The following is a 26,966-nucleotide window of genomic DNA, read 5'->3' as shown; positions in this document are numbered from 1 at the left end:
GATAATTCTCGCGCCGCTGGGTCGCGACAGCCAGATTGCGCTGATGATGCTCAACGAAGCGGGTTACGAGGGCATTGTCACTCGGAACTTGCCGGCGTTGTGCAACGAACTTGAGCACGGTGCCGGCTTGCTGCTGATTTCTTCCGAGGCGTTGCTCGGCACCGATCTTGAACCGTTGTTTGGCCTGATCGAACAGCAGCCGGCCTGGTCTGATATTCCCATCGTCCTGATGACTCACCACGGTGGTCCGGAACAGAACCCGGCGTCGCGCTTCAGCCCACAACTGGGCAACGTGACGTTTCTGGAACGGCCTTTTCATCCGGTCACCCTGATCAGCCTGGTCAGCACCGCATTGCGCGGGCGACGACGACAATATGAAGCCAGGGACCGGCTGATCGACTTGAGCCAGAGCGAACTGCGCCTGCAAAACACCCTCGAAACCCTCGAACAACAGGTCGAGGAACGCACCGCGCAACTGCGGCATAACGAGGAAGTCCTGCGCCAGTCGCAAAAAATGGAAGCCGTCGGCCAACTGACTGGCGGCATCGCCCACGACTTCAACAACATGCTGACCGGCATTATCGGCAGCCTCGAATTGTTGCGTCGCCGGCTGGCCCGTGGTCGCACGGAGGATCTGGACAGCCTGATCGACCTGGGCGTGACCTCGGCCAACCGCGCCGCCGGTCTGACCCATCGCTTGCTGGCGTTTTCCCGTCGCCAGTCACTGGACTCCAAACCCGTGGCGATGAATACCCTGGTGGTGTCCATGGGCGAGCTGCTTTTGCGCAGCCTTAACGAAAGCATCAAGCTGGACATGCAGCTGGGGGAGCCGTTGTGGATCGCCGAGGCGGACCCCAATCAGCTGGAAAACGCCTTGCTCAACCTCGTCCTTAACGCCCGGGACGCCATGCCCAACGGCGGCCAGTTAGCGGTCAAGACCTTCAATCAGCATATGGATGAGACGTTCACCGAAGCCCACGGCAACCTCCAACCGGGAGATTATGTGGTGCTGAGTGTCACAGACAGTGGTTGTGGCATGCCACAAAGCACCATAAACCGGGCCTTTGATCCATTCTTCACGACCAAACCCATCGGCCAGGGCACCGGGCTGGGGTTGTCGATGATTTACGGCTTCAGCAAGCAGTCCGGTGGTCATGTGACCATTCAAAGCGAAGTGGGCACAGGCACGACGGTGACTCTTTATCTACCCCGTTATAGCGGTGATGTGGCGCAGGACTCACCGCAAGATACCCAGCAGGCGCCTTATGCTCAGGATGGCGAAACCGTTTTGATCGTCGAGGACGATCCGGCGGTTCGGGTATTGGTCAGCGCGGTGTTGAGCGAGTTGGGTTACGCGTTTGTCGAGGCGGGTGACGCTGACAGCGCGGTGCCGATTCTGGATTCGGCGCAGCGTATCGACCTGCTGATCAGCGACGTCGGCCTGCCCGGCATGAACGGCCGGCAACTGGCGGAAATCGGCCGCCAGTACCGCCCGGACCTGAAGGTGCTGTTCATTACCGGCTATGCCGAACACGCGGCGGTGCGCGGTGGCTTTCTCGACCCCGGCATGCAGATGATCACCAAGCCGTTTACGTTCGACCTGCTGACCGCCAAAGTGCGGGAGATGATCAAAATCTGAAAAACTACCAATGCCCAGTGTGATCAAATTTGAAAGCCGGCACTGGCCAGCTTGATCAAATCTGAAAGCTGCCACTGGCCAGCTTGATCAAATCTGAAAGCCGCCACCGTCTCGTGGCGAGGGAGCTTGCTCCCGCTGGGTCGCGAAGCGGCCCCAAAAACCTCTAGCCGGGTGTGCCTGACAGGCCCCACTTGCAGGTATCACGACTGCTGCGCAGCCGAGCGCGAGCAAGCGCCCTCGCCACAGGAGCAGTATCTCCGAACGGCTGAGGGGCGCTTATGAAAGCATGTCCTGCATGATCTCCTGCAACACATCCAGATCGAACGGTTTGCCCAGTATCGGTGCCTTGCGCGTGATCGGGCTGTCGGTCTCGCGGATTTCCTGCGGGTAGCCGCTGATGAAAATCACCTTGAGTTCCGGTCGCAGCTTTACCGCGGGCTCGGCAATCTGCACACCGGAGATGCCGCCAGGCAGGCGGAAGTCGGTGATCATCATGTCCAGGTGCGGTTTGCTCGCCAGGATTTCAAAGGCCTGCTCGCCGTTTTCGGCCTGCAGCACCCGATATCCCTCACCTGACAGATAGGCGGACAACACCATCAGAATCGAGGGGTCATCCTCGACGATGAGTACTACGTCTTGTGCATCTTCACTCATGGGAAGCCTTTGTTCGGTCATTAGCTGCTGATACGACCGTGCGGTCACTCAGAGGTTGCGTCCATCCGGCTGTTTTCCTACAGCGGCAGACAAACGCGAAATAAGGCGCCTTCGTTGATTTTGCTCTCGACGGCGATGGATCCGCCATGGGCGGCAACGATTTGTTCAGAAATAAATAACCCCAGGCCCAGACCGGCGACGACTGTCTTGGCCGAAACCCGTTCGAACTGCTGGAAAATACGCTTCTGGTTCTCTTCGCTGATGCCAATCCCGCGATCCTGAACCTCGACCCGCGCCTGACCATCCTGGCTGTAAACGCGCACGTCGATCGGGCTCTTGCCACCGTAACGCAGGGCGTTGGTCAGCAGATTGGAGATCACCTGCTCGATTCGGAACTCGTCCCAGTTGCCCTCCACCGGCGCGTCGGCGGTGAACGTCACCGATGACTCGGCGGCGGCGACTTGTGGCGCAAAGTTTTGCAGCAGGTTGTCCACCAGCTTCACCAGATCGAAGCGGTTCGGCCGGATCGATAACTTGCCGGTGCGGATACGCGAGACGTCGAGCATGTCTTCGATCAGGCGGATCAGGCTTTTGATCTGCCGCTCGTCGCGGTCGACCATGGCGTGCATCTTGTCCAGCGTGAACGCTGCGGCGTTGTCCCGGGCCAGGTGCATCTTGCGCAATTGGGTTTCGAGGATCAGCCCGTTGAGTGGCGTACGTACTTCGTGGGCCACAATGGACATGAAGTCATCGCGCATGCGTACCGCCTGCTCCAGTTCCGACTGGGTGCTCTGCAATTGCTTGAGCAGCGCTTCCTGCTCGCGGCGGCTCTGCTCCAGCGCTTCGACCTGCTGCTTCATGGCCTTGCTTTGGCGGTACAGCTCAACGAACACGTTGACCTTGCTCTTGACCGCATGGATGTCCAGCGGCTTGTGCAGAAAGTCGACGGCACCGCTTTCGTAGCCCTTGAAAGCGTAGTTCAGCTCACGGCCGGCGGCACTGACGAAGACGATCGGGATGTTCTTGGTTCTCTCCATGCCGCGCATCAGTTCGGCCAGTTCGAAGCCGTTCATGCCGGGCATCTGCACGTCGAGAATGGCCATGGCGAACTCGTGTTGCAGCAGCAGCGACAGCGCTTCATCCGCCGACAGCGCCTTGTACACCGTGCGGTCTTCACGCTTGATCAGCGCTTCGAGGGCCAGCAGGTTCTCCGGCAGATCGTCGACGATCAGCAGTTTGGCTTGAATATGACTTAGCATGCGTTTCGTTCCAGCTCGACAAGCAGACGGCCGATGCCGTGAATAGAGAGAATATGGTCAGGCTGGTGCAAGTCCAGCGCCGCCTTGGGCATGGTTGCGACCTGGGCTTCATCCGGGTCCTGTACCACTGTCATGCCGCCACGCTGTTTGACCTGGGCCAGGCCACGCGCACCGTCGCGGTTGGCACCGGTCAGCAAGACCGCCGCCAGCGTCGGGCCATAGGCATCGGCGGCTGATTCAAACAGGTAATCGATAGCGGGTCGCGAGTGATGCAGGCGATCTTCCAGGCTCAGCGAAAAGCTGCGGTCCTGTTCCACCGACAGGTGATAGCCGGGTGCGGCAAAGTACAGGGTGCCAGGCTCGACAACGATCTTGTCGCCCGCCTCTGTCACCGGCATTGCCACTCGCCGGGCAAACACCTCGGCCAGATGACTGCGACGCTCGTCCGGCAAATGCAGCACCACGATGATCGGCAGCGCAAAACCTTCACGCAGCGGGCTGAGCATGTTCAGCAACGCCTCTACGCCGCCCGCCGAGGCACCGATCACAATGGCCTCGACACGAGGCAGATCCATGGCTGTACTCATGATTTACGGTAGATCCGCTCTTGTTTGACCAGCGGCACGAACTGACTGCCGAATGCGGAAAAATCCGGGGTTTCCTTGCTGCCCAACACCAGGAAACCGCGATGGCAAAGGGATTCGTGAAACAGCCCGAATGCCCGATCCTGCAATTTTTTATTGAAATAAATCAATACATTACGGCACGAAATCAATTGGGTTTCTGAAAAGACGCTGTCGGTCGCCAGGCTGTGATCGGCGAACGTCACGTTCTCGCACAGGCTCTTGTCGAAAATCGCATAACCGTAGGCCGCCGTATAGTAATCGGCGAATGAATGCTGACCTCCGGCCTGCTGATAATTAGCCGTGTAGGCCCGGACATTTTCCATGGAAAAAATGCCCTGCTTGGCCTTGTCCAGCGAACGCGGATTGATGTCGGTGGCATAGATGATGGTGCGATCCAGCAGGCCTTCCTCACGCAACAGGATGGCCATCGAATACACCTCTTCACCGGTGCTGCAACCGGCGATCCAGATCTTGATCGACGGGTAGGTCTTGAGCAGCGGCACCACTTCCTTGCGAATCGCCAGGAAGTGCGACGGATCACGAAACATCTCGCTGACCGGGATGGTCAGCAATTGCAGCAACTGCATGAACGCAGTCGGGTCGTGCAGGACTTTTTCCTGCAGGGCCGAGATCGTCGCGCACTCGAACTGGCTCAACGCATGACTGACCCGTCGCTTGATCGACGCGCCGGAGTAATCGCGAAAATCGTAGCTGTACTTGAGGTAAATCGCCTCGATCAACAAGCGCAGTTCGATTTCGCTATTTCGCTCCACTGAATGATTGCGTTCCACTAAATGCGTTCCATCTTCGGTAACCACACACGAATCAGCGAGAACAGGCGATCCAGGTCAATCGGCTTGGCCAGATAGTCGTTGGAACCGGCTGCCAGGCAGCGCTCCTGATCGTCCTTCATGGCCTTGGCCGTGACCGCGATGATCGGCAGCTTGCGCCAGCGCGGATCCTGGCGGATCAAGGTGGTGGCCTCGAACCCGTCCATCTCCGGCATCATCACGTCCATCAGCACCAGGTCGATGTCCTCGACTTCATTGAGTCGCTCGATTGCTTCACGACCGTTGCGGCCAATCACCACAACAGCCCCCTTCTGTTCCAGGGCACTGGTGAGGGCGAAAATGTTACGTACATCGTCGTCCACCAGCAGCACCTTGCGGCCCTCGAAGACCTTGTCGCGGCTGCGCGCGGTCTTGAGCATCTTCTGCCGTTCATGGGACAACTGAGATTCGACTTTGTGCAGAAAGAGTGTGACCTCATCCAGCAGCCGCTCCGGTGAGCGCGCACCCTTGATGATGATCGAGCGCGAATACTTGCGCAGCTCCGCTTCTTCGTCGCGGGTCAGGTTGCGCCCGGTGTAGACGATCACGGGCGGGAACGAGCAGATGTCTTCGGTGGACATGCGCTTGAGCAGGTCATTGCCGAGCATGTCCGGCAACTTCAGGTCGATGATCATGCAGTCGAAAATCGTTGTGCGCAGCAGGTCCAACGCTTCCTGAGCGAAGCCCACGGCGGTGATTTCGATGTCTTCGTCGCCGATCAGGCGAGCGATGCTGTCGCGCTGCAAATCGTCGTCTTCGACCAGCAACACGCGCTTGACCTTCTGGGTCAGCTTGGCTTCGAGACGGGCGAACACGTCCTTGAGCTCTTCACGGGTGGTCGGTTTGACCGCATAACCGATGGCGCCCATGTGCATCGCCGCTTCGACACGGTCTTCGACCGAAATCACGTGAACCGGGATGTGACGGGTGGCGGCGTGTTCTTTCAGGCGCTGCAACACTGTCAGCCCGGAGTGATCCGGCAGGCGCATGTCCAGCAAGATGGCGTCAGGGATGAACTCGGTCGCCAGGTTATAGCCTTCGTCCGCGCCATGGGCCACCAGGCATTGGTAGCCCAGTTCGTGGGCCAGGTCATAGAGGATGTGCGCAAAGTTCGGCTCGTCTTCCACCACCAGAATGCAACGGGTGGCGAACGGCGCCTTGGCCCGGTCGTCTTCAAAACGCGGAATATCAACTTCGGCAATCAACGGCACCAGCGCCACCGGAACCGGTCGTGGCGTCAGCGCTACCGGCGCTACCTGCATCGGCGCGACAGGCTCCTCACCCGGTTCGACGTATTGCTGCGGCAGCACCAGGGTAAATGCGCTGCCCTGCCCCGGCTCGCTGGTGACGCTGATGGATCCGCCGAGCAAGTGGGCCAGATCGCGGGAGATCGACAGCCCCAGGCCCGTGCCGCCATAACGCCGGTTGGTGGTGCCATCAGCCTGGCGGAAGGCCTCGAAAATGCTTTCCTGCTGATCCGCAGCGATACCGATCCCGGAGTCACGCACGATAAAGGCAATGCCTTCATCCGGCTGCGCAGCCACTGTCAGGCTGACCGTGCCTTTTTCGGTGAACTTCACCGCGTTGGACAGCAGGTTCTTGATCACTTGCTCCAGGCGCTGGCGGTCGGTAAACAGCATCATTGGCGCGCCAGGCTGCAATTCGACGTGGAACTCAAGGTGCTTGTCAGTGGCCATCGGCTCGAACATGCCGCGCAGCCCGTCTACCAGACGGGCGACGCTGGTGTTCTCCGGGCGCATCTCCAGCTTGCCGGCTTCTACTTTGGAAATGTCGAGAATGTCGTTGATCAGGTTGAGCAAATCATTACCGGCCGAGTAGATCGACTCGGCGAACTTGACCTGTTCGGCACTGAGATTTTCCTGCGGGTTCTCCGCCAGCAACTTGGCCAGAATCAGCGAGCTGTTCAGCGGCGTGCGCAGTTCGTGGGACATGTTGGCGAGGAATTCGGATTTGTACTTGCTGGAGCGCTGCAGCTCTTCGGCACGCTCTTCGAGCTGCACCTGAACCTGATTGAGCTCGGTGTTCTTCAGGTCCATGGCGTCGCGCTGGTCTTCGAGGATCTGCGCCTGTTCGGCCAATTGCTCGTTGGTCTGCTCCAGCTCCACTTGTTGGGTTTCCAGGTGTGCCTGAGACTCTTTGAGAATCCGCGACTGCTCTTCGAGCTCTTCGTTGGCAGTCTTGAGTTCTTCCTGCTGAACTTGCAGTTCTTCGTTGAGCTGCTGGGTTTCGGCCAGCACTTCCTGTAAACGCTGACGATAACGTGCGGCTTCGATGGACGTGCCGATGTTGCCGGCGATCAGTTCCAGCAGTTCGATATCGCGCTCGGACAGTGGACGCAGGAAACCCAGTTCGATCACGCCGTTGATCCGGTCATCATCGCTGGTCGGCACCACCAATACGCTGTGGGGCAAGCCTTCGCCAAGACCGGAGCTGACTTTGAAGTAGTCGGCGGGCACGTCGTCCAGGCGAATCAACCGGCCCTGCTGCACCGCCTGACCGGCAATGCCTTCGCCGCTGTAGATCGATTGATCCTGCTGTTCCTGTTCTTGGGACATGCCGTAAGACGCCACGCGCTTGAGGCCACCATGATCTTCACGCACATAGATGGCTGCTACGGCGGTGCCCATGTACTGCGCACAGAACTGCAAAATGTTGCGGCCCAGCAGATTCAGGGTCAGTTGCCCCAGCACCTGCTCGGCCAGTTCGGTCTGGCCACTGCGCAGCCAGGCTTGCTGCTCCAGACGCAGGGCACTGGCCTGTTGTGCGGCGAGATTGGCGCCGTAGCTCTGCGACAGGTTGAGCAGGTCGCGACGACCGACGTAGGCCAGCAAACCGCTGAGACCGGCGACGAACAGCAGGTACAGGGTAATGCTCCAGATCGTGGTACGGCGCACGTCTTCGCTGCGCGTGACGCGCAACTGCTGCTCCATGTCGACCACGTCCTGGAACTGGCTGCGGATTTCATCCGTCAAGCGCTTCCCGCGCCCGGCCTTGACCGCGCCTCGGTAATCGCCGCTGGAGCGCTGCAAATCGATCATCGATTGCGCGTAGGTGGCCCATTCCACCTGCAACGCCTGAAGCCTGCGCAGACGGTCAGTCTGCACCGGGTTGTCGGCGGTCAGTTCAAGCAGCGTATTGAGGGCAACCGCGATTCTGGGCTTCGCCGTTTCATACGGGTCCAGAAAATGCTCATCGCCGCTGAGCAGGAAACCGCGCATGCCGGTTTCCAGATCGACGGTCAGTTTCACCGCTTCATTGGCGTTATTGATCACCCGGTCGGTGTGTTCGACCCACTCGATGACCGACAACAAATAAGTGATCAGGCACACGAAAAAAACTGCGCTGATGGCCCCCACACCCAGTGGCAGGCTGACGTTACGGCTCAGGAGTTTGCGGAATCGTTGTTCATCAACCGAGGACGCGGAGGTCATGGCGAAGCCTTGTTCAACTGTTGAAAACCACGGAGTTTGCCCCAAAACCGCCGGTTTGATCCAACTTTCTGACATGTCGCGACGCAATTTCCTGCATTTATCTGCCCCGGGACAAGGGCACGCGTTATCCTTGGCGGCTATTGTTTTTTGTAGTCGCTGGGGAACTTGTCGGGGTCCGGCATTTACTCAAGCATGAACCCGGCGATTTTGATCGACCGACCACCGCGAATCCCACTTTTGAGAGCCCTTATTATGTCCGCCAACGCCTCCATCATCCTCGTCGTCGAAGACGATGACATCGTGCGCATGCTGATCGTCGATGTACTGGAGGAACTGGAGTTCAAGGTGCTGGAAGCGGATGGCAGCGAAAAGGCACTGGAGTTTCTCAATGATGAAGACCAGTACATCGACCTGATGATGACTGATGTCGGCTTGCCGGTCATGGACGGCCGCGAACTGGCCACCCAGGCGCGGATGCTGCGCCCGGAATTGCCAATCCTGTTTGCCAGCGGTTATGCCGAGAGCATTGATGTGCCCAGCGGCATGCATGTGATTGGCAAGCCGTTCTCCATTGATCAGTTACGCGACAAGGTTCGCGGGATTCTTGGCTGACGCCGGGTTTTCCAGATGTCCTGAAACGGCTGTGGTTTAATTGCGCGCCATTTTCGCAGCCCCGCCCGCCTCAAGGATCACCTAGATATGAGTCTGCCCCACGCAACCAAAGTCCTGGTCATTGGTTACGTCTGGCCCGAACCCCGCTCCTCAGCGGCCAGCGGGCATGTGATGCAAATTCTTGAAAGGTTCTTGCAGCAAGGCTGGGACATCACCTTCAGCAGCCCGGCGGGCGTCGGCGAGCACAAGGCCGACCTGGCCGCGCTGGGCATCCACGAATGCCCGATCGAACTGAACAACAGCAGCTTCGACACCTTCATCAGCCAACTGGCCCCGGATATCGTGCTGTTCGATCAGTTCATGATGGAAGAGCAATTCGGCTGGCGTGTGGAGAAGCACTGTCCCGACGCATTGCGTGTGCTGGAAACGTCCGACCTGCAAAGCCTGCGGCACGCCCGCCATCAACGTCTCAAGGATCGCCTGAAAACCAGTGCCGATGACAACGACTTCAGTGATCTGTTTGCCCCGGCTTTACGCGAGGAGTTCGAGTTGATGGCCGGCACCGATCTGGCCAAGCGCGAAATTGCCGCGCTGTATCGCTGCGATCTGAACCTGATGATTTCACCCGTTGAGATCGAATTGCTGGTGCAGCAGTTCAAATTACCCCGAGAGCTGCTGCATTGGTGCCCGTTGATGCCGGATATCCCGGCGACAGGTCACACACCGTTCGAAAATCGTGCGCACTTTCTCAGCATCGGCAACTTTCGCCACGCGCCAAACTGGGACGCCGTGCTCTGGATGAAAAACGCGTTGTGGCCGTTGATCCGCCAGCAACTGCCGGGTGCTCAGTTGCATCTATATGGCGCATACACCCCGCCTAAAGCCACCGCGTTGCACAATCCGGCCCAAGGCTTCCACGTCATGAACTGGGCTGAAGATGCCTTGCAAGTCATGTCCGCCGCCCGCATCTGCCTGGCGCCCCTGCGGTTTGGCGCTGGCATCAAAGGCAAGATCGTTGATGCCATGCTCTGCGGTACCCCCACGGTTACGACACCTATCGGCGCCGAAGGCATGCATGCCGGCGAGCCATGGCCTGGCGTGATCGGCGAGTCCGCCGAAGCGCTGGCGGCCGCGGCCGTCGCGTTGTATCAGGACCAGACACTCTGGACCCAGGCGCAACAGCAGGGCGACCAGTTGCTCGCTGCCCGATATCGCCGCTCGGAACATGGCCCTGCGTTGATCGAATGCCTGCAAGCCTGCCGCCGCAACCTGACGCAACGCCGTCGCGACAACTTCACCGGCGCCATGCTGCGCCATCATGCGCATAAAAGTACGCAGTACATGGCCCAATGGATTGAAGCGAAAAATCGCCATGGCGAGTCATCCACTTCGGATACTCGGGGGTGATATTTCACCTAAAAATCATGGCCCAACGCTATGTTTATAAAAATGTTTCGATCGCTTGAAAAACTCCGCCCAGCTTATAGGCTTGAGTCATGAGCCATCGCCCGCAACCTTGCGGGCCTCCATGAAATGAGCAACGCCTCGCTCCCACGGATGGGAGCCGAGCCAACGGCAGGAGCCTGTAACCATGTCATCACCCCCGACTTCCAATGTCGACAAACGCTGCTGGATGAGCAAAGTCACCGACATCGATTCATTAAAACTCAACAGCCTTATCTGGCCCGGCACGCATAACAGCGGGATGGATAAAAAAGCCCCGAATTACGAAGTCATCCTCGGTAACTGGACCACTTGCCAGAACGATTCATTTGCCTGGCAACTGGAGCAAGGCGCCCGCGCCTTCGATCTGCGCCTGGGTTTCCACCCGGGCTCTCCCAGGGGCACGTATTACTTCCATCACAACGGCTTCCAGTCCCATCGGGTGCTGGACGAGCTGATTGACGCAGTGAACAGCTTTCTTGATCGTAATCCGGACGAGTTCATCCTTCTCGACTTTCATCAGTTGCGCGATGGCGAACAGCATTTCGATTTCGCTCAATTCAACGAACTGCTGGTACGGCGCCTGGGGGAACGGGTCATATCGCCGTGGGACGATGACAAAACCATCGGCGAACTCAAAGCCGCCAGCAACAAGAAGCGAATCCTCATGGCCGCCAGCGGCTCGGTGGAGTTGGACATGGCGTATTTCCAGAGCCAAATATTCCACCGCTGGAGTGGCAACCGCGTGACCGATATCGAAGATTTGCGCCGGCATATCATCCAGACCCTGGACACTCCACGCATCGCTACGCCCTTATGGTCATTGACCGCCACCAGCTATTCGTTTCTCGGCGGGCCCGTCGATATCAAACAACACATCAACGAATGGTTTCATTACTCGCGTGACTGGATTACTCGCTGCAGCATCATCAGTACCGACTTCTTCGACGAGTCAGCGATCGTCAGCTATTGCTGGGTGGCCAACAGCATGAAAGCGGTCTACGGCGACGCGGCGCGCTGAGCTCTGGCATTACGCGCCCGGAAAGAGGCATGATCAGGGCGCGATAACAATAAAAGCGCCTAGCCATGACCCGGACTGCCAGAGTTACCGACCCCTCCTACGAACTGATGGACGACCACAACGGATTGTCCATCATCTATCGCCAGCACGGTTTCCCCTGCCCGCTGGTGCGCTGGCATTTTCACAAGGAATACGAGCTGCACCTGATCGTCGCCAGCTCCGGCAAGGTGTTCATCGGCGACTACATCGGCAACTTCTACCCTGAAACACTGTTCCTGACCGGCCCAAACCTGCCCCACAACTGGATCAGCCAGGTGGCCGAGGACGAAGTGGTGCCCAAGCGCGACATGTTGGTCAATTTCACCGACGAACTCTTCGACAGTGGTCATCTGGTGTTTGCCGAACTCAAGACCCTGGCGCCATTACTGGAGCGCGCGCAGTACGGCATCGAGTTTCATTGCAAGCGCACCATCCGCCAGGCCATGGCCTTGATGCAGCGCATTGCCGACAGCAAGGGCATTACCCGCTTGGGGCATTTCCTGATCTTGATGGAGTTGCTCGCCGCGTCCGACGACTATCAGTTGCTGTCCGGCGCCACGACCCCGCAATTGGCCGACGAGCACAACATCGACCGCACCAACCGGGCGGTGGATTACATCTTTGCCCATTACGCACGGGAACTGCCGCTGGAGGAAGTCGCTGAACATCTGGGCATGAAGCCGACCTATTTCAGCCGCGTGTTCAAACAGGCCACAGGGCGCTGCTTCATCGAATTCGTCAATCGCCTGCGGATCAGCAAATCCTGCGAGCTGCTGGCCGATGGCGACAAACCGGTGACCGATGTGTGTTTCGAGTCGGGTTTCAACAATATTTCCAACTTCAATCGGCGCTTCCAGCAGCTCAAAGGCATGACGCCCTCGCATTATCGGCGGTTGGCGGTGCAGCGTTTGACCGAGCAAAACCTCGGTTAAATCAAGATCAAGGATCGCAGCCTGCGGGATCGATGCAGGAGCGGCCGCAGGCGGCGTTCTTCTGATCTTTACCCGAGTGCAAAAAAGTATCAATCCAAGTGCGACGGATGATTTGTCAGTTCGTCAATTGAAGGCTGTAATCAGTGCACATTCTTCCCTCATCAGGAAGACACAAAAACAATAACCGTCCTTCTGTTACCTCTGGGTGCAGAAAAGGAGTGCACGATGCAACGTTCTGTAAAAGCTCTGCTTGCCCTCACCTGCCTGACTGTCAGCAGCGTCAGCCTCGGCGCTCAGACCCTGACCATCGCCACCGTCAACAACAGCGACATGATCCGCATGCAAAAGCTCTCGAAAACCTTCGAGGCCGAGCATCCAGAGATCAAGCTCAACTGGGTGGTACTTGAAGAAAACGTCCTGCGCCAACGTCTGACCACCGACATCGCCACACAAGGCGGTCAGTTCGACGTGTTGACCATCGGCATGTACGAAGCAGCACTCTGGGGCGCCAAGGGTTGGCTGGAACCGATGAAAGACTTGCCGGCCAGCTACGCCCTCGACGACGTGTTCCCGTCAGTGCGTGAAGGCCTGTCGGTCAAGGGTTCGCTGTATGCCCTGCCGTTCTACGCCGAAAGCTCCATCACCTATTACCGTACCGACCTGTTCAAGGACGCCGGGCTGACCATGCCGGAACGTCCGACCTGGGAACAGATCGGCGAGTTCGCCAGCAAACTCACCAACAAGGACAAAGAGCAGTACGGCATCTGCCTGCGCGGCAAGGCCGGCTGGGGCGAAAACATGGCCCTGATCACCACCCTCGCCAATGCCTATGGCGCGCGCTGGTTCGATGAGAAGTGGCAGCCGGAATTCAACGGCCCCGAGTGGAAGAACGCGCTGAATTTCTACGTCGACACCATGAAAAAATCCGGCCCGCCGGGTGCCTCCAGCAACGGTTTCAATGAAAATCTGGCGCTGTTCAACAGCGGCAAGTGCGCGATCTGGGTCGACGCCAGCGTCGCCGGTTCGTTCGTGACCGACAAGAGCCAAAGCAAAGTCAGCGATCACGTGGGCTTCACCTACGCGCCGCATCAGGTCACTGACAAAGGCTCGGCGTGGCTCTATTCCTGGGCGCTGGCAATTCCGACCAGCTCCAAGGCCAAGGACGCCGCGAAAACGTTCAGCGCCTGGGCCACGTCCAAAGAGTACGGCGAACTGGTGGCCAAGACCGACGGCATCGCCAACGTGCCGCCTGGCACGCGGGCCTCGACCTACAGCGAGGCTTACATGGCCGCAGCACCGTTCGCCAAGGTGACGCTGGAGTCGCTGAAAGCGGCGGACCCGAGCAAGCCGACCCTCAAACCAGTGCCTTACATTGGCATCCAGTTGGTGACCATCCCTGAGTTCCAGGGCATTGGCACCCAGGTCGGCAAGTCGTTCTCGGCAGCGCTGGTCGGCACCACCACGGTCGACAAGGCCTTGGCCGATGCGCAGGAGTTCACCGTGCGAGAGATGAAACGCGCCGGTTATCCGAAGTAACCCGCACTAGCCTGCTCCTGCTTCCTGTGGGAGCGCGCTTGCTCGCGATAGCGGACTGTCAGTTGATACAGGTGTTGGATTTGACGGCCTCATCGCGAGCAAGCTCGCTCCCACAGTGATCTCCACATGGCTCGCGTCATGCGTCTTTGCATTCAATCGGTTCTATTGCCATGAATACTTCAACCGTCAAAGCTCACATGGACATCCCGCAACCGGTGCGAAAAAACCGGTTGGCCAATCCCGGCTGGTTTCTGGTCAGCCCCTCGGTACTGTTATTGCTGCTGTGGATGATCGTGCCGCTGGGCATGACCGTCTACTTTTCGATGATCCGCTACAACCTGCTCAATCCCGGCGAAAACGAGTTCGTCGGGCTGGACAACTTCACCTATTTCCTCACCGATTCGGGCTTCCTGCCCGGTGCCACCAACACCTTGTTGCTGGTCGGCAGTGTGCTGCTGATCAGCGTGGTGTTTGGCGTGTTGATCAGTGCCCTGCTGGAGGCCAGCGAGTTTCTCGGGCGCGGCATTGTGCGGGTGATGCTGATCTCGCCGTTCTTCATCATGCCCACCGTCGGTGCGCTGATCTGGAAGAACCTGATCTTCCACCCGGTGTCGGGGATCCTCGCCTACGTCTGGCGACTGTTCGGCGCACAACCGGTGGACTGGCTGGCGCATTACCCGTTGCTGTCGATCATCATCATTGTCTCGTGGCAATGGCTGCCCTTCGCGATCCTGATCCTGATGACCGCCATGCAGTCCCTCGACCAGGAACAGAAAGAAGCGGCACGCCTGGACGGTGCCGGCCCGATCGCCATCTTCTGGCACCTGACCCTGCCGCACCTGGCTCGCCCGATTGCGGTGGTGGTGATGATCGAAACCATCTTCCTGCTGTCGGTGTTCGCCGAAATCTTCACCACCACCAACGGTGGCCCCGGCTACGCCTCGACCAACCTCGCCTACCTGATCTACAACCAGGCGCTGGTGCAATTCGATGTCGGCATGGCGTCCGCGGGCGGCTTGATCGCGGTGGTGATTGCCAACATCGCGGCCATCGTGCTGGTGCGCATGATCGGCAAAAACCTGACAGACAACGCCTGAGGCCTGCGCCATGACTCTCCAACAATCCCGCCGTCTGCAAAGCCTGCTGCTCGGCACCCTGGCCTGGGCCATTGCGATCCTGATTTTCTTCCCGATCTTCTGGATGGTGCTGACCAGTTTCAAAACCGAAATCGACGCTTTCGCCACGCCACCGCAGTTCATCTTCACGCCGACGCTGGAGAACTACCTGCACATCAACGAGCGCAGCGACTACTTCAGCTTCGCCTGGAACTCGGTGGTGATTTCCTTCAGCGCCACGGCGTTGTGCCTGCTGATTGCAGTGCCGGCGGCCTATTCCATGGCGTTCTACGAAACCAAGCGCACCAAAGGCACGCTGCTGTGGATGCTTTCCACCAAGATGCTGCCGCCGGTGGGCGTGCTGATGCCGATCTACCTGCTGGCCAAGACGTTCGGCCTGCTCGACACGCGCATCGCGCTGATCGTGATCTACACGCTGATCAACCTGCCGATCGTGGTCTGGATGGTTTACACCTACTTCAAGGACATCCCCAAAGACATCCTCGAAGCCGCTCGCCTGGACGGCGCCACGTTGTTGCAGGAGATGATTCGGGTGCTGCTGCCGATTGCCAAGGGCGGCCTGGCGTCCACCGTCTTGCTGTCGCTGATCCTGTGCTGGAACGAAGCGTTCTGGTCGCTCAACCTGACCTCATCCAAAGCCGCACCACTGACCGCGTTGATCGCCTCGTACTCAAGCCCCGAAGGCCTGTTCTGGGCCAAGTTGTCGGCGGTCTCGACCCTGGCCTGCGCGCCGATCCTGATCTTCGGCTGGATCAGCCAGAAACAACTGGTTCGCGGCCTGTCGTTCGGCGCCGTGAAATGAATCAGGCGCTCAAGGTTCACGCGATCTACCTGTAGGAGCTGGCGCAGCCCGCGATCTTTTGATCTTGAAGGCGCGCCCAACTGAATAACGACAAGCGGAGGCCCACCACCATGGCCAACCTGAAAATCAAGAATCTGCAAAAAGGCTTCGAAGGCTTCTCCATCATCAAGGGCATCGACCTGGAAGTGAACGACAAGGAATTCGTGGTCTTCGTCGGCCCGTCGGGCTGCGGCAAATCCACCCTGCTGCGCCTGATCGCCGGCCTGGAAGAAGTCAGCGGCGGCACCATCGAACTCGATGGCCGCGACATCACCGAAGTCAGCCCGGCCAAGCGTGACCTGGCAATGGTGTTCCAGACCTATGCCCTGTACCCGCACATGACGGTACGTAAAAACATGTCCTTCGCCCTCGACCTGGCGGGCGTCTCCAAGGCTGAAGTGGAGAAAAAAGTCGGCGAGGCGGCACGCATTCTCGAACTCGGGCCGATGCTTGAACGCAAGCCGAAACAACTGTCCGGCGGCCAGCGTCAGCGCGTGGCCATCGGCCGGGCGATCGTGCGTAATCCGAAAATATTCCTGTTCGACGAACCGCTGTCCAACCTCGACGCGGCCCTGCGGGTGCAGATGCGCCTGGAGTTGTTGCGTCTGCACAAGGACCTGCAAGCCACGATGATCTACGTGACCCACGATCAGGTCGAGGCCATGACCATGGCCGACAAAGTCGTGGTGCTCAATGGCGGCAAAGTGGAACAGGTCGGCTCGCCGCTGGACCTGTATCACCAGCCGGCCAACCTGTTTGTCGCCGGGTTCCTCGGCACGCCGAAAATGGGCTTCCTCAAGGGCAAAGTCACCCGCGTCGAAAGCCAGGGCTGCGAAGTGCTGCTGGACGCCGGCACCCGCATCACCTTGCCGCTGAGCGGCGCCAACCTGAGCGTCGGCGGCGCCGTGACGCTGGGCATCCGCCCGGAACACCTGGAACTGGCACAACCCGGCGACTGCACGTTGCAGGTTACTGCCGACGTCAGCGAACGGCTTGGCAGCGACACCTTCTGCCACGTTATTGCCGCCACTGGCGAAGCGCTGACCATGCGCGTTCCAGGTGACCTGGCCAGCCGCTACGGCGAAACCCTGAGCCTGCGCCTGAACGCCGAACACTGCCATTTATTCGATGCCGACGGCGTGGCGCTGACCCGCCCGCTGCGCGCCGCCGCCTGATTCGAGACCCGACAATGAAGCTCAACAAGCAGAACCTCAACCGCCTCGCGCCCGAAGTGGCCCTGCCCGCCTATGCCTTGAACGGCACCCGCCAGGGCATCGCCCACATCGGCGTCGGCGGCTTTCACCGCGCTCATCAGGCGTATTACACCGACGCCCTGATGAACACCGGCGAAGCGCTGGACTGGGCGATTTGCGGGGTCGGCCTGCGCGCCGAAGACCGTCGTGCCAGAGACGATCTGAAAGAGCAGGACTACCTGTTCACCCTGTTCGAACTGGGCGACAGCGACGACACCGAAGTGCGGGTGATCGGTTCGATCCGCGACATGCTCCTGGCCGAAGACGGCGCTCAGACGCTGATCGACAAACTCGCCAGCCCCCAGATTCGTATCGTCTCGCTGACCATCACCGAGGGCGGTTACTGCATCGACGACAGCAACGGCGAGTTCATGGCGCATCTGCCACAGATCCAGCACGACCTGGCCAATCCGAGCGCACCGAAAACCGTGTTCGGCTTTCTCTGCGCGGCGCTGGCCAAACGGCGCGCTGCCGGTACGCCGGCGTTCACCTTGATGTCCTGCGATAACTTGCCACATAACGGCGCCGTCACCCGCAAGGCACTGCTGGCGTTCGCCGCTTTGCGTGATGCTGATCTGCGCGACTGGATCGAAAAAAACGTCAGCTTCCCCAATGCCATGGTCGACCGCATCACGCCAATGACCAGCACCGAACACCGCCTGCAACTGGCCGACCAGCATGGCGTCGACGATGCCTGGCCAGTGGTCTGCGAGCCGTTTGTGCAATGGGTGCTGGAAGACAAATTCGTCAACGGTCGCCCGGCCTGGGAAAAGGTTGGCGTGCAGTTCACCAACGACGTCACGCCGTATGAAGAAATGAAGATCAAACTGCTCAACGGCAGCCATCTGGCGCTGACGTACCTGGGCTTTCTGAAGGGCTATCGCTTCGTCCACGAAACCATGAACGACCCATTGTTCGTGCGTTACATGCGCGCCTACATGGACCTCGACGTCACTGCGCAACTGGCGCCAGTGCCGGGGATCGATCTGACCGAGTACAAAGACACGCTGGTGTCGCGGTTTTCCAATCAGGCAATTGCCGATCAGCTGGAGCGCGTGTGCTCGGACGGCTCGTCGAAGTTTCCCAAGTTCACCGTTCCGACGATCAACCGCCTGATTGCCGATGGCCAGGAGACCAAACGTGCAGCGCTGGTGGTGGCGGCCTGGGCCCTGTATTTGAAGGGTGTGGATGAGAATGGCGTGACCTATGCCATTCCCGATCCACGGGCGGCGTTTTGTCAGGCGCTGGTGACGGATGATGCGTTGATCACCCAGAGAATGCTGGCGGTCGAGGAGATTTTTGGCACGGCGATCCCGCGTTCGGCAGCGTTTGTGGCGGCGTTTGAGTGGTGCTGCAATAGTTTGCGGGAAGTGGGGGTGACCAAGACGCTGGAGCGAGTACTGGCTTAAGCGCACTGGAGCGGCGACTACCGTCTTCGCGAGCAAGCCCGCTCCCACAATTGACTGCGTTCATCCTGACAACCCGGATCAAATGTGGGCGCGGGCTTGCTCGCGAATGGGCTCACCCGGATCGAACTGACACACCAAGGATCCACCATGGCCAACCAACAATTATTCCTCGGCATCGACTGCGGCACCCAAGGTACCAAAGCCATCATCCTCGATGCCGTCAGCGGCAAAGTCCTTGGCCTGGGCGCCGCCGCCCATAGCATGATCAGTGGCGCCAATGGCCGGCGTGAACAGGACACCCTCCAATGGCTGGACGCCTTCGCCCTCGCCACCCGCCGTGCCCTGCTGGCGGCCCATGTCGAGGGGCAGGACATCCTCGGTATCGGCGTCTCCGGCCAGCAACACGGCCTGGTGCTGCTCGACGATCAAGGCCAGGTACTGCGCCCGGCCAAGCTGTGGTGCGACACCGAAACCACCCCGGAAAACGACCGCCTGCTGCAACACCTCGGCGGCGAAGCCGGTTCGCTGGAACGCCTCGGCGTGGTCATCGCGCCCGGCTACACCGTGTCCAAACTGCTCTGGACCCAGGAGCAGCATCCCACGGTATTTGCCCGGATCGCGCGGATCCTGCTGCCCCACGACTACCTCAACTTCTGGCTCACGGGCCGTGCGTGCAGCGAATACGGCGATGCCTCCGGCACCGGCTATTTCAACGTGCGTACCCGCCAGTGGGACTTGCAACTGCTGCGCGACATCGACCCCAGCGGTCGCCTGCAGGCAGCCCTGCCGGAACTGATCGACGCCCATCAAGCGGTCGGCGAGATTTTGCCGAGCGTCGCCGAACTCCTGGGCATCAACCCTCGGGCGCTGGTGTCCAGTGGCGGCGGCGACAACATGATGGGCGCCATTGGCACCGGCAACATCAAGCCCGGCGCAATCACCATGAGCCTCGGTTCATCGGGCACGGTATACGCCTATGCCGAACAGCCGAAAGTCAGCCCGGACGCCTCGGTCGCGACCTTCTGCTCCTCCAGCGGTGGCTGGCTGCCGCTGATCTGCACCATGAACCTGACCAACGCCACGGGTGTGATCCGTGAACTGCTCGACCTCGATATCGATCAGTTCAATGCACTCGTCGCGCAAGCCCCGATTGGCGCCGAAGGCGTGTGCATGCTGCCATTCCTCAACGGCGAACGCGTGCCCGCCCTGCCCCACGCCAGCGGCAGCCTGAGTGGCCTGACCATGACCAACCTGACCCGCGCCAATCTGTGCCGGGCGGTGGTCGAAGGCACGACATTCGGTTTGCGTTACGGGCTGGACCTGCTGCGCCAAAATGGCTTACAAAGCCGCAGTGTCTGCCTGATTGGCGGCGGCTCGAAAAGCCCGGTGTGGCGACAGATCGTCGCCGACATCATGAACACCCCGGTGATCTGCACCGAACAAAGCGAAGCCGCGGCACTGGGCGCGGCGATTCAGGCGGCGTGGTGTAAATCCTGGTCCAATGGCCACGAAGACAGCCTCGCGGATTTGTGCGAGCGTTGCGTGACGCTCGACCTGGCCAGCGAAACCTGGCCAATTGCCGAAAATGTAGCGGCCTGTCAGCAGGCCTTTGAACGCTATCAACAGCATGTCGCAACCCTTTGACGAGCGAAGAACAATGTACCTAGTGTGTGGCGAAGCGCTGTTCGATTTCTTCAGCGAAGACGATGCCAGCGGTCTGGCTTCAAAAGTGAATTTCAAGGCGATTGCCGGGGGTTCGCCGTTCAACGTCGCAGTGGGTTTGCGCCGTTTGGGCGTGCAATCGGCGCTGTTTGCCGGGCTGTCCACCGACTACCTCGGCCGGCGCTTGCAGCAGGTGTTACAAGATGAAGGCGTGAGTCCCGCCTACCTGGTGGATTTCGCCGCGCCAACCACCCTGGCGATGGTCGCTGTCGGCGCCAACGGCTCGCCGCACTACAGTTTCCGGGGCGAAGGCTGCGCGGATCGGCAACTGAGCCTGGCGCACATGCCGGCGCTGGGGCCTGAGGTGCGCGGCTTGCATATCGGCTCGTTCTCGCTGGTGGTGCAACCGATTGCCGACACGCTGCTGGCCCTGGTGCAGCGCGAAAGCGGCAAGCGCCTGATCAGCCTTGATCCGAACGTGCGCCTCAATCCCGAACCGAACATCGACCTGTGGCGCTCGCGGATTGCCACGCTGGTCGAGCTGGCCGACTTGATCAAAGTCAGTGACGAAGACTTGAGCCTGCTGTACCCCGAACAGGATCCGCAGCGCGTTATCGAAGGTTGGTTGCAGCACCGCTGCCAAGTGGTGTTCCTGACCCGTGGTGGCGAAGGCGCGACCGTATTCAGCCGCGCCCATGGCTCGTGGTCCGTACCGGCCTGCTCGGTAAAGATTGCCGACACCGTCGGCGCTGGCGACACCTTTCAGGCGGCGTTGATTACCTGGCTGACCGAGCATCAGCTGGATTCGGTCAACGGCGTTGAACACCTGAGTCGCGAACAAATCGACGGGATGTTGAAATTTGCCGTGCAAGCGGCGGCATTCACCTGCAGCAAGACCGGCCCTGACCTGCCATATCGCCATCAGCTGTCCTGAGTGCGTAAACTGTCGCCCTTTTTACGCGCATGACAGGAAGACGAGCTTTTGAACGCAAGGCAATCGGCTGGACTTTTGTTACTCACGACGTTACTGGCCGGTTGCGGTACATCGCCGCCACGCTCGCCCAACGATATCTGCGAGATCTTCCGGGAAAAAAGCGACTGGTACGACGCCGCCCAGGTCACGCAAAAGCGCTGGGGCGTGCCGATCCAGGTGCCTTTCGCGATCATGTATCAGGAGTCCGGCTATCGTTACGACGCCAAGACACCGCGTAAATACCTGCTCTGGGTTATCCCGTGGGGCCGGGTGACGACGGCGTCGGGCTACGCCCAGGCCAAGGACGAGGTCTGGTCCGACTATCAGAAAAGCACCGGCAGAAACTGGGCCGACCGCGAGAAATTCAATGACGCCATCGACTTCGTCGGCTGGTACATGGACAAGACCACCAGCATCAATGGCGTGTACAAATATGATGCTTTCGGCCAGTACCTCAACTACCACGAAGGCTGGGGCGGCTATCGCCAGAAAACCTATGGCAGCAAAGCCTGGCTGGTGACGACGGCGGGCAAGGTGCAAGGTCGCTCCGATATGTATGCGCAGCAATACGCGGGGTGCAAGGAGGATCTGAATCGGGGCTTCTGGAGCCGGTTCTGGCATTGGCTTTGAGTCTTGAACCGCTGAATTTTCGCTGAATGTGCAGGCCTCTTCTCAAGCCAATCGAATCGTCGCACCGGCATGGGATCGAGGTCGCCTGGATCACCGCACCGAAAAGCATCACCCACCATCCGGGCGAATTTCTCGTGGCATGTCCAGCACGTCAAATAAAGACGACCGCAGTCTGAAAATGACTGCCAGTTCTTCGTGCCAAGTTGTTTCAACATCCGCCATGACCAGCCCCCACCCCGCCAATACTCCCCGTACTTATTGGTCGAAACCCTGTAAATAGGGGTTTGCCTGATGCTTTTCGGGCACCCCGCCTACGGCATTTGCGCCTTGAACGAGGCGGTTTAATCCTGCACCATCCGCCCCTGCTTATTCGAAGGACGGAATTCACGGCATGCTGGACGCAAACGCAATCCATATCTCCCTCACGCTGGAAGGCGTTTCCACTGACCTGCAAGTGCTCAGCTTCGTCGGTCGCGAAGCCCTCAATCAGCCGTTCTGTTTCGACATCGAACTGGTCAGCAGCCGCCCCGACCTCAAGCTCGAAGAATTGATGCACAAACCCGGCAGCCTGTCCTTTGGCGCCACCGGCAAGGGCCTGATCCACGGCCTGGTGTATCGCATCGAGCAAGGCGATTCCGGCAAAAGCCTGACCCGCTACAGCATCAGCCTGGTCCCGCAACTCGCCTACCTGCGGCATAACCATGACCAGCAGATTTTCCAGCACCTGAGCGTGCCGAAGATCATCGCTCAGGTCCTGGAAGCCCGCGGCATTCTGGCTGACGCCTACAGTTTCCAGCTGGGCGCCACTTACCCGGAACGCGATTACTGCGTGCAGTACGACGAATCCGACCTGCATTTCATCCAGCGCCTGTGTGAAGAAGAAGGCATTCACTTCCACTTCCAGCACAGCGCCAGCGGCCACAAACTGGTGTTCGGCGATGACCAGACCGTGTTCCGCAAACTGGCGCCGGTCAGCTACCAGCAAGACTCCGGCATGGCCGCCGAAAAACCGGTGATCAAGCGTTTCAACTTGCGCCTGGAAACCCGCACCACTCGCGTCAGCCGCCGCGACTACGATTTCGAAAAACCACGCCTGCTGCCCGAAGGCGCGGCCAAAAGCGCGTTCGCCCCGGACCTCGAAGACTACGACTACCCCGGCCGCTTCACCGACCGCGAACGCGGCAAACAGCTGGCGACCCGCGCCCTGGAACGCCATCGCGCCGACTACACGCGGGTCGAAGGCAAAGGCGACGAGCCGAGTCTGGTCAGCGGCCATTTCCTGACCCTGGCCGAACACCCGCGCGCCGAATGGAACGATCTGTGGCTGCTGCTGGAAGTCATTCACGAAGGCAAACAACCGCAAGTGCTGGGCGAAAACACCACCAGCGACGTGACCGACCACAAGGACGACTTCCACCAGGGCTATCGCAACCGCTTCCTCGCCACCCCGTGGGACGCGCACTACCGTCCCGCCCTCGAACACCCGAAAGCCAAAGTCCTCGGCAGCCAGACCGCGGTCGTTACCGGGCCCAAGGGCGAAGAGATCCACTGCGATCAGTACGGCCGCGTCAAAGTGCAATTCTTCTGGGACCGCGAAGGCCAGTCCGACGACAACACCACCTGCTGGCTGCGCGTCGCCACCGGCTGGGCCGGCAATGCCTACGGCGGCATCGCCATCCCGCGCATCGGCATGGAAGTGCTGGTCACCTACCTCGAAGGTGATCCCGATCAACCGCTGATCACCGGTTGCCTGTACCACAAGACCAACGTCGTGCCCTACGACCTGCCGGCAAACAAGACCCGCAGCACCTTCAAGACCCTGAGTTCACCGGGCGGCAAGGGCTACAACGAATTTCGCATCGAAGACAAGAAAGGCGCGGAACAGATCTACCTGCACGCCCAGCGCGATTGGGACGAAAACATCGAGCACGACCAGAAGATCCATGTCGGCAACGAACGGCATGACACGGTCGAGGCCAATGTGTTCAGCGAGTTCAAGGTCGAAGAACACCGCATCACCCATCTGGACCGCAAGACCGAAGCGCGAGCCGATGAGCACCTGACCGTGGGCGTGACCCAACATGTGAAGGTCGGCACCGCGCAGTTTGTCGAGGCCGGGACCGAGATTCACTACCACGCGGGTGAGAAGGTGGTGATCGACGCCGGGATGGAACTGACGGCCAAGGCAGGCGGGAGTTTTATCAAGATCGATGCCGGTGGCGTGACCATCAGTGGTGCCGAGGTCAAGACCAATTCCGGGGGTGCGCCTGGGGCGGGTACGGGGATTCAGATTCTCGACCCGGTCATCCCGTGGGCTGCCGCCAAAGACAAGGCCGGCGCCCTGCTCGTCCCGGCCGCCGTGCAAATGGCCATGGCCAAAGCCGCCCGTGCGGCCGGCGATACCCGCTGCCCGATTTGCGAAGCCTGCCGTGAAGGCAAATGCGACCTGGGGACAGCCGCATGAGCGATGTACTGAACAACTGGCTCGGCGAACAGGCGCAACACAACCGGGTCCTGATCCTCGCCCTGGACATCCTCGCCGAACCGAACCCGGTCACCTCGCTGTACAGCGCCGGCCTGATGCATCGCTCGGTGCAACTCTATCGACGCACCCCCTACGCCGACTTCGCCGCAATCAGCCCCTGGCTGACCGAACTGCACAACCCCGGTGCCGAGGCCTTCCGCCAACTGCTGAGCGACCCACAGCGCAACTGGGGCTGGATTGGCAGCATGGACAAGGCCGATCTCGACGCCCTGACCCAGCACTGGCAGGCACGAATGGTCATCGATGAAGACGGCGAACGTTCATTGTTCCGTTTTCAGGACAACCGGGTGATCGCGCGCTGCCTGAATAACCTCAACCAAAACGAATATCCCCTGCTCCTCGGCCCGATCAGCAGCGTGCTGTATTGGGATGAAGACCAATGGAAAAGCGCGGACAACGCCAAACCTGGGGTCTACGCAGCGCCGGATCCGGCGCCGTGGTTGCGAACCCCGGAGTCCGGCGAACAAGCCCGCAGCATCCTGCGCGACAACCTCAAACGCTGGCTACTGACCTACCACGTCGAAGCCGCCGCGGAACTGGCCGAAACCCGCGTGGTCAGCGAATGGCTTGAAGAGCAGATTGACCTCATGGACCAGTGGCAATGGCAAACCCCGGAACAGCGTGAGCTGATGCTCAGCCGCCGATTGCATCCCCAATGCATGGCAGATGTGGCGTGGGAGCCGTTGCCGGGTGAAACGCCGGACCTGCATTTTGCGCGGTGTCAGCGAGTGTTTGCTGATTCGAAAGCGGGCGCTGACGTTTGAGTGCCAGCCAATGGGCAGTGCTCGGTTTGGGGCTTACGCTGGGTGGATGCAGTGGGGTTGGGCAAGTTGCGCAGGACAGTGTCGAGGGAGCGGCCAGTTATTACAGCTCAGACCACTTCACCCTGGTGGTGACGATGCCTGCGAATTTCGGATTTGCCTCCAAAGCGCAGTACTCGCCTAAAGAGGGCCAGGACTGCAAGGTTTACAACCCGGGCTTGGGTGGTTGGGTGACTCGGCATCAACAGAAGTCCGATAAAACGGCTGCGAAAGATACAGAGCAGACGATCTCAACGAAGATCCCGCTGGAATATCACATTGCGGGGTGCGCGATGGAGGTTACCAGCGTGAATTATGAGGTTGATGCCACTTATGGTCCTGATGCTTGGGACCATGATCTCGATCATGCAGGTGGATTGGCTATTGTAGACGCTGGGTCGGCAACAGCTACCAGTGGCACGGAACAGAGAGGTTTGTGTACGTGGCTTTTTCAGATAAGCACTGAGAAAGCTAAGAAGGGAGAGATTGAGAAGATATTGTCTTGTAGTGCTGCTGACGAGAAATGGCAGGTTCCAGAGAACAGACCTGTGCGACGTAAGCCCGGCGGCGCATTCGAAAGAATTACCCTTTCAGGAAAATCTATAAAGCTTGTACTTCGTCTGTTATCCGAAGAACGCCCCGCAATTGGCGATACTTGGCAGCAGTTTCCTGAGGGATGGAAACCTTGCGTCGGTAAAGGTGTCGACGATCCTTACGGATTCTGTCGTGGAAACACAAAAAACTTTAAGACTTTTAGCCTGAACGGACGCGAATGCACCGTCTACCCAAATTGCACAGAGCAAGGAGCATTTGATGAGTAACAATTTTCTTTCATGCGGCTTCAGGTCTGTATTTTTTCTTACACTGCCGCTGATGGGGGCTTGCAGTTGGGCTGGCCAAATGGCCAAGGATACAGCTGAGGATGTAACCGGTTATTATGGACCCGAACACTTCACGCTGATTGCAACGACTCCAGCTAACTTTGATCTCACTTCGAAAGCCCAATATGCACCAAGAGCAGGCCAAGACTGCAACGTTCATGTTGCCGCATTAGGTGGCGAGGTAGCTAGACACAAACAAAAAACGGAACAAATATCCGCCAAAGAAACTGCGCAAACTGAGAGTTTTACAATACCTCTTGAGTATCATATAGCTGGATGCGTTATGGACTTAACTCGTGTCAGCATTAGTGTCGATGGCAGATACGGGCCAACATCACTAGATATTGGTGGGGACAGTGGCGGGATAACCATCAGGGACATGCAAGAAAAAACCGATTTAGGCGATATTAATTTTCGGGGCGTATGCAGTTGGTTGTTTCAGATGAGCGTTGCAAGAATAAAAAAAGACGGCATATCAAAAATATTATCGTGTAGTGGTGCAGACGAGCAATGGAAGGTACCCGAAGATCGTTTCAGTAAAAGTAAACCTGGCGGCTCTCTAAACCGTAGAGATTTGCCGGGAAAAGTAGTCCATCTTGAAGTGCGCTTCTCTCCCGATGAACAACCGACATTCGAAAGTAAGTGGCAAAAATTTCCAAACGGATGGAAGCCGTGCCTAGGCAAAGGAATAGATGATCCTTATGGTTTTTGCAGAGGAAACACTAAGGATTTCAGGACGTTCGATATGAATGGTCGTAAGTGCACCATTTACCCTGGCTGCACGGATTAAGGA

22 protein-coding genes are annotated in these 26,966 nt (G+C 59.1%); 17 read left to right on the top strand and 5 right to left on the bottom strand.

Annotated features, from left to right (window positions below; genetic code table 11):
• Positions 1-43: 43 nt before the first annotated feature.
• Positions 44-1,639 carry an ATP-binding protein gene (locus POF45_RS01380; RefSeq protein WP_431978599.1) on the top strand — a complete coding sequence of 532 codons (1,596 nt, stop codon included), beginning with the start codon at positions 44-46 and terminating at the stop codon, positions 1,637-1,639.
• 276 nt (positions 1,640-1,915) lie between these two features.
• On the opposite strand, the gene POF45_RS01375 is transcribed toward POF45_RS01380, so the two are convergent.
• The 5 genes from POF45_RS01375 to POF45_RS01355 form a co-directional block, all read right to left on the bottom strand.
• Positions 1,916-2,293 (bottom strand): response regulator, encoded by a 378-nt coding sequence (locus POF45_RS01375; RefSeq protein WP_034146554.1) that lies wholly within the window; start codon positions 2,291-2,293, stop codon positions 1,916-1,918.
• Positions 2,294-2,370: 77 nt separating this feature from the next.
• The gene (locus tag POF45_RS01370) at positions 2,371-3,552 is read right to left on the bottom strand and encodes a hybrid sensor histidine kinase/response regulator (RefSeq protein WP_259494229.1); all 1,182 of its coding nucleotides are present in this window, start codon (positions 3,550-3,552) and stop codon (positions 2,371-2,373) included.
• Positions 3,546-4,139, bottom strand: coding sequence for a chemotaxis protein CheB (locus POF45_RS01365; protein WP_259494231.1), 594 nt, complete (start codon positions 4,137-4,139; stop codon positions 3,546-3,548). Before POF45_RS01365 ends, POF45_RS01370 begins: the two co-directional genes overlap by 7 nt.
• Positions 4,136-4,969 (bottom strand): CheR family methyltransferase, encoded by an 834-nt coding sequence (locus tag POF45_RS01360; protein WP_259494232.1) that lies wholly within the window; start codon positions 4,967-4,969, stop codon positions 4,136-4,138. The genes POF45_RS01365 and POF45_RS01360 overlap by 4 nt, the downstream gene beginning before the upstream one ends.
• Positions 4,969-8,460, bottom strand: coding sequence for a response regulator (locus tag POF45_RS01355; protein WP_282314841.1), 3,492 nt, complete (start codon positions 8,458-8,460; stop codon positions 4,969-4,971). The genes POF45_RS01360 and POF45_RS01355 overlap by 1 nt, the downstream gene beginning before the upstream one ends.
• A 252-nt stretch (positions 8,461-8,712) precedes the next feature.
• On the opposite strand from POF45_RS01355, the gene POF45_RS01350 reads away from it, so the two are divergent.
• The 16 genes from POF45_RS01350 (at position 8,713) to POF45_RS01275 (ending at position 26,963) form a co-directional block, all read left to right on the top strand.
• Positions 8,713-9,072, top strand: a complete 360-nt coding sequence (locus tag POF45_RS01350; RefSeq protein WP_259494234.1) for a response regulator — start codon at positions 8,713-8,715, stop codon at positions 9,070-9,072.
• An 87-nt stretch (positions 9,073-9,159) separates the two neighbouring features.
• Positions 9,160-10,479, top strand: coding sequence for a glycosyltransferase (locus POF45_RS01345; protein WP_259494235.1), 1,320 nt, complete (start codon positions 9,160-9,162; stop codon positions 10,477-10,479).
• A 184-nt stretch (positions 10,480-10,663) separates the two neighbouring features.
• Positions 10,664-11,536: a phosphatidylinositol-specific phospholipase C domain-containing protein gene (locus POF45_RS01340; RefSeq protein WP_259494236.1), complete on the top strand. Its 873-nt coding sequence runs from the start codon at positions 10,664-10,666 to the stop codon at positions 11,534-11,536.
• 65 nt (positions 11,537-11,601) lie between these two features.
• Positions 11,602-12,507, top strand: coding sequence for an AraC family transcriptional regulator (locus POF45_RS01335; RefSeq protein WP_259494238.1), 906 nt, complete (start codon positions 11,602-11,604; stop codon positions 12,505-12,507).
• Between the two features lie 225 nt (positions 12,508-12,732).
• Positions 12,733-14,043, top strand: coding sequence for an ABC transporter substrate-binding protein (locus tag POF45_RS01330; RefSeq protein ID WP_259494239.1), 1,311 nt, complete (start codon positions 12,733-12,735; stop codon positions 14,041-14,043).
• 170 nt (positions 14,044-14,213) lie between these two features.
• Positions 14,214-15,140 carry a carbohydrate ABC transporter permease gene (locus POF45_RS01325; RefSeq protein ID WP_431978579.1) on the top strand — a complete coding sequence of 309 codons (927 nt, stop codon included), beginning with the start codon at positions 14,214-14,216 and terminating at the stop codon, positions 15,138-15,140.
• A gap of 10 nt (positions 15,141-15,150) precedes the next feature.
• The gene (locus POF45_RS01320) at positions 15,151-15,981 is read left to right on the top strand and encodes a carbohydrate ABC transporter permease (protein ID WP_259494241.1); all 831 of its coding nucleotides are present in this window, start codon (positions 15,151-15,153) and stop codon (positions 15,979-15,981) included.
• A gap of 110 nt (positions 15,982-16,091) precedes the next feature.
• On the top strand, positions 16,092-17,195 hold the full coding sequence (locus tag POF45_RS01315; RefSeq protein ID WP_259494243.1) for an ABC transporter ATP-binding protein: 1,104 nt from the start codon (positions 16,092-16,094) through the stop codon (positions 17,193-17,195).
• 14 nt (positions 17,196-17,209) lie between these two features.
• Positions 17,210-18,682 (top strand): mannitol dehydrogenase family protein, encoded by a 1,473-nt coding sequence (locus POF45_RS01310; protein ID WP_282314840.1) that lies wholly within the window; start codon positions 17,210-17,212, stop codon positions 18,680-18,682.
• Between the two features lie 147 nt (positions 18,683-18,829).
• The gene (xylB, locus tag POF45_RS01305) at positions 18,830-20,326 is read left to right on the top strand and encodes a xylulokinase (RefSeq protein ID WP_282314839.1); all 1,497 of its coding nucleotides are present in this window, start codon (positions 18,830-18,832) and stop codon (positions 20,324-20,326) included.
• 13 nt (positions 20,327-20,339) lie between these two features.
• Positions 20,340-21,278, top strand: a complete 939-nt coding sequence (locus POF45_RS01300; protein WP_282314838.1) for a carbohydrate kinase family protein — start codon at positions 20,340-20,342, stop codon at positions 21,276-21,278.
• Positions 21,279-21,326: 48 nt separating this feature from the next.
• Positions 21,327-21,947 (top strand): transglycosylase SLT domain-containing protein, encoded by a 621-nt coding sequence (locus tag POF45_RS01295; protein WP_259494250.1) that lies wholly within the window; start codon positions 21,327-21,329, stop codon positions 21,945-21,947.
• A 391-nt stretch (positions 21,948-22,338) separates the two neighbouring features.
• Positions 22,339-24,411 (top strand): type VI secretion system Vgr family protein, encoded by a 2,073-nt coding sequence (locus tag POF45_RS01290; protein ID WP_282314836.1) that lies wholly within the window; start codon positions 22,339-22,341, stop codon positions 24,409-24,411.
• Positions 24,408-25,256 carry a DUF4123 domain-containing protein gene (locus tag POF45_RS01285; RefSeq protein ID WP_259494253.1) on the top strand — a complete coding sequence of 283 codons (849 nt, stop codon included), beginning with the start codon at positions 24,408-24,410 and terminating at the stop codon, positions 25,254-25,256. The genes POF45_RS01290 and POF45_RS01285 overlap by 4 nt, the downstream gene beginning before the upstream one ends.
• Positions 25,253-26,113, top strand: coding sequence for a hypothetical protein (locus POF45_RS01280; protein ID WP_282314835.1), 861 nt, complete (start codon positions 25,253-25,255; stop codon positions 26,111-26,113). Before POF45_RS01285 ends, POF45_RS01280 begins: the two co-directional genes overlap by 4 nt.
• Positions 26,106-26,963, top strand: coding sequence for a hypothetical protein (locus tag POF45_RS01275; protein ID WP_282314834.1), 858 nt, complete (start codon positions 26,106-26,108; stop codon positions 26,961-26,963). Before POF45_RS01280 ends, POF45_RS01275 begins: the two co-directional genes overlap by 8 nt.
• Positions 26,964-26,966 lie beyond the last annotated feature (3 nt).

The sequence above is a fragment of the Pseudomonas fungipugnans genome (assembly GCF_029955235.1).
In the GTDB taxonomy this organism is placed as follows: Bacteria; Pseudomonadota; Gammaproteobacteria; order Pseudomonadales; family Pseudomonadaceae; genus Aquipseudomonas; species Aquipseudomonas fungipugnans.
Note: the sequence above shows the minus strand (reverse complement) of the source record. Positions and strands in the feature narration are given on the sequence as shown.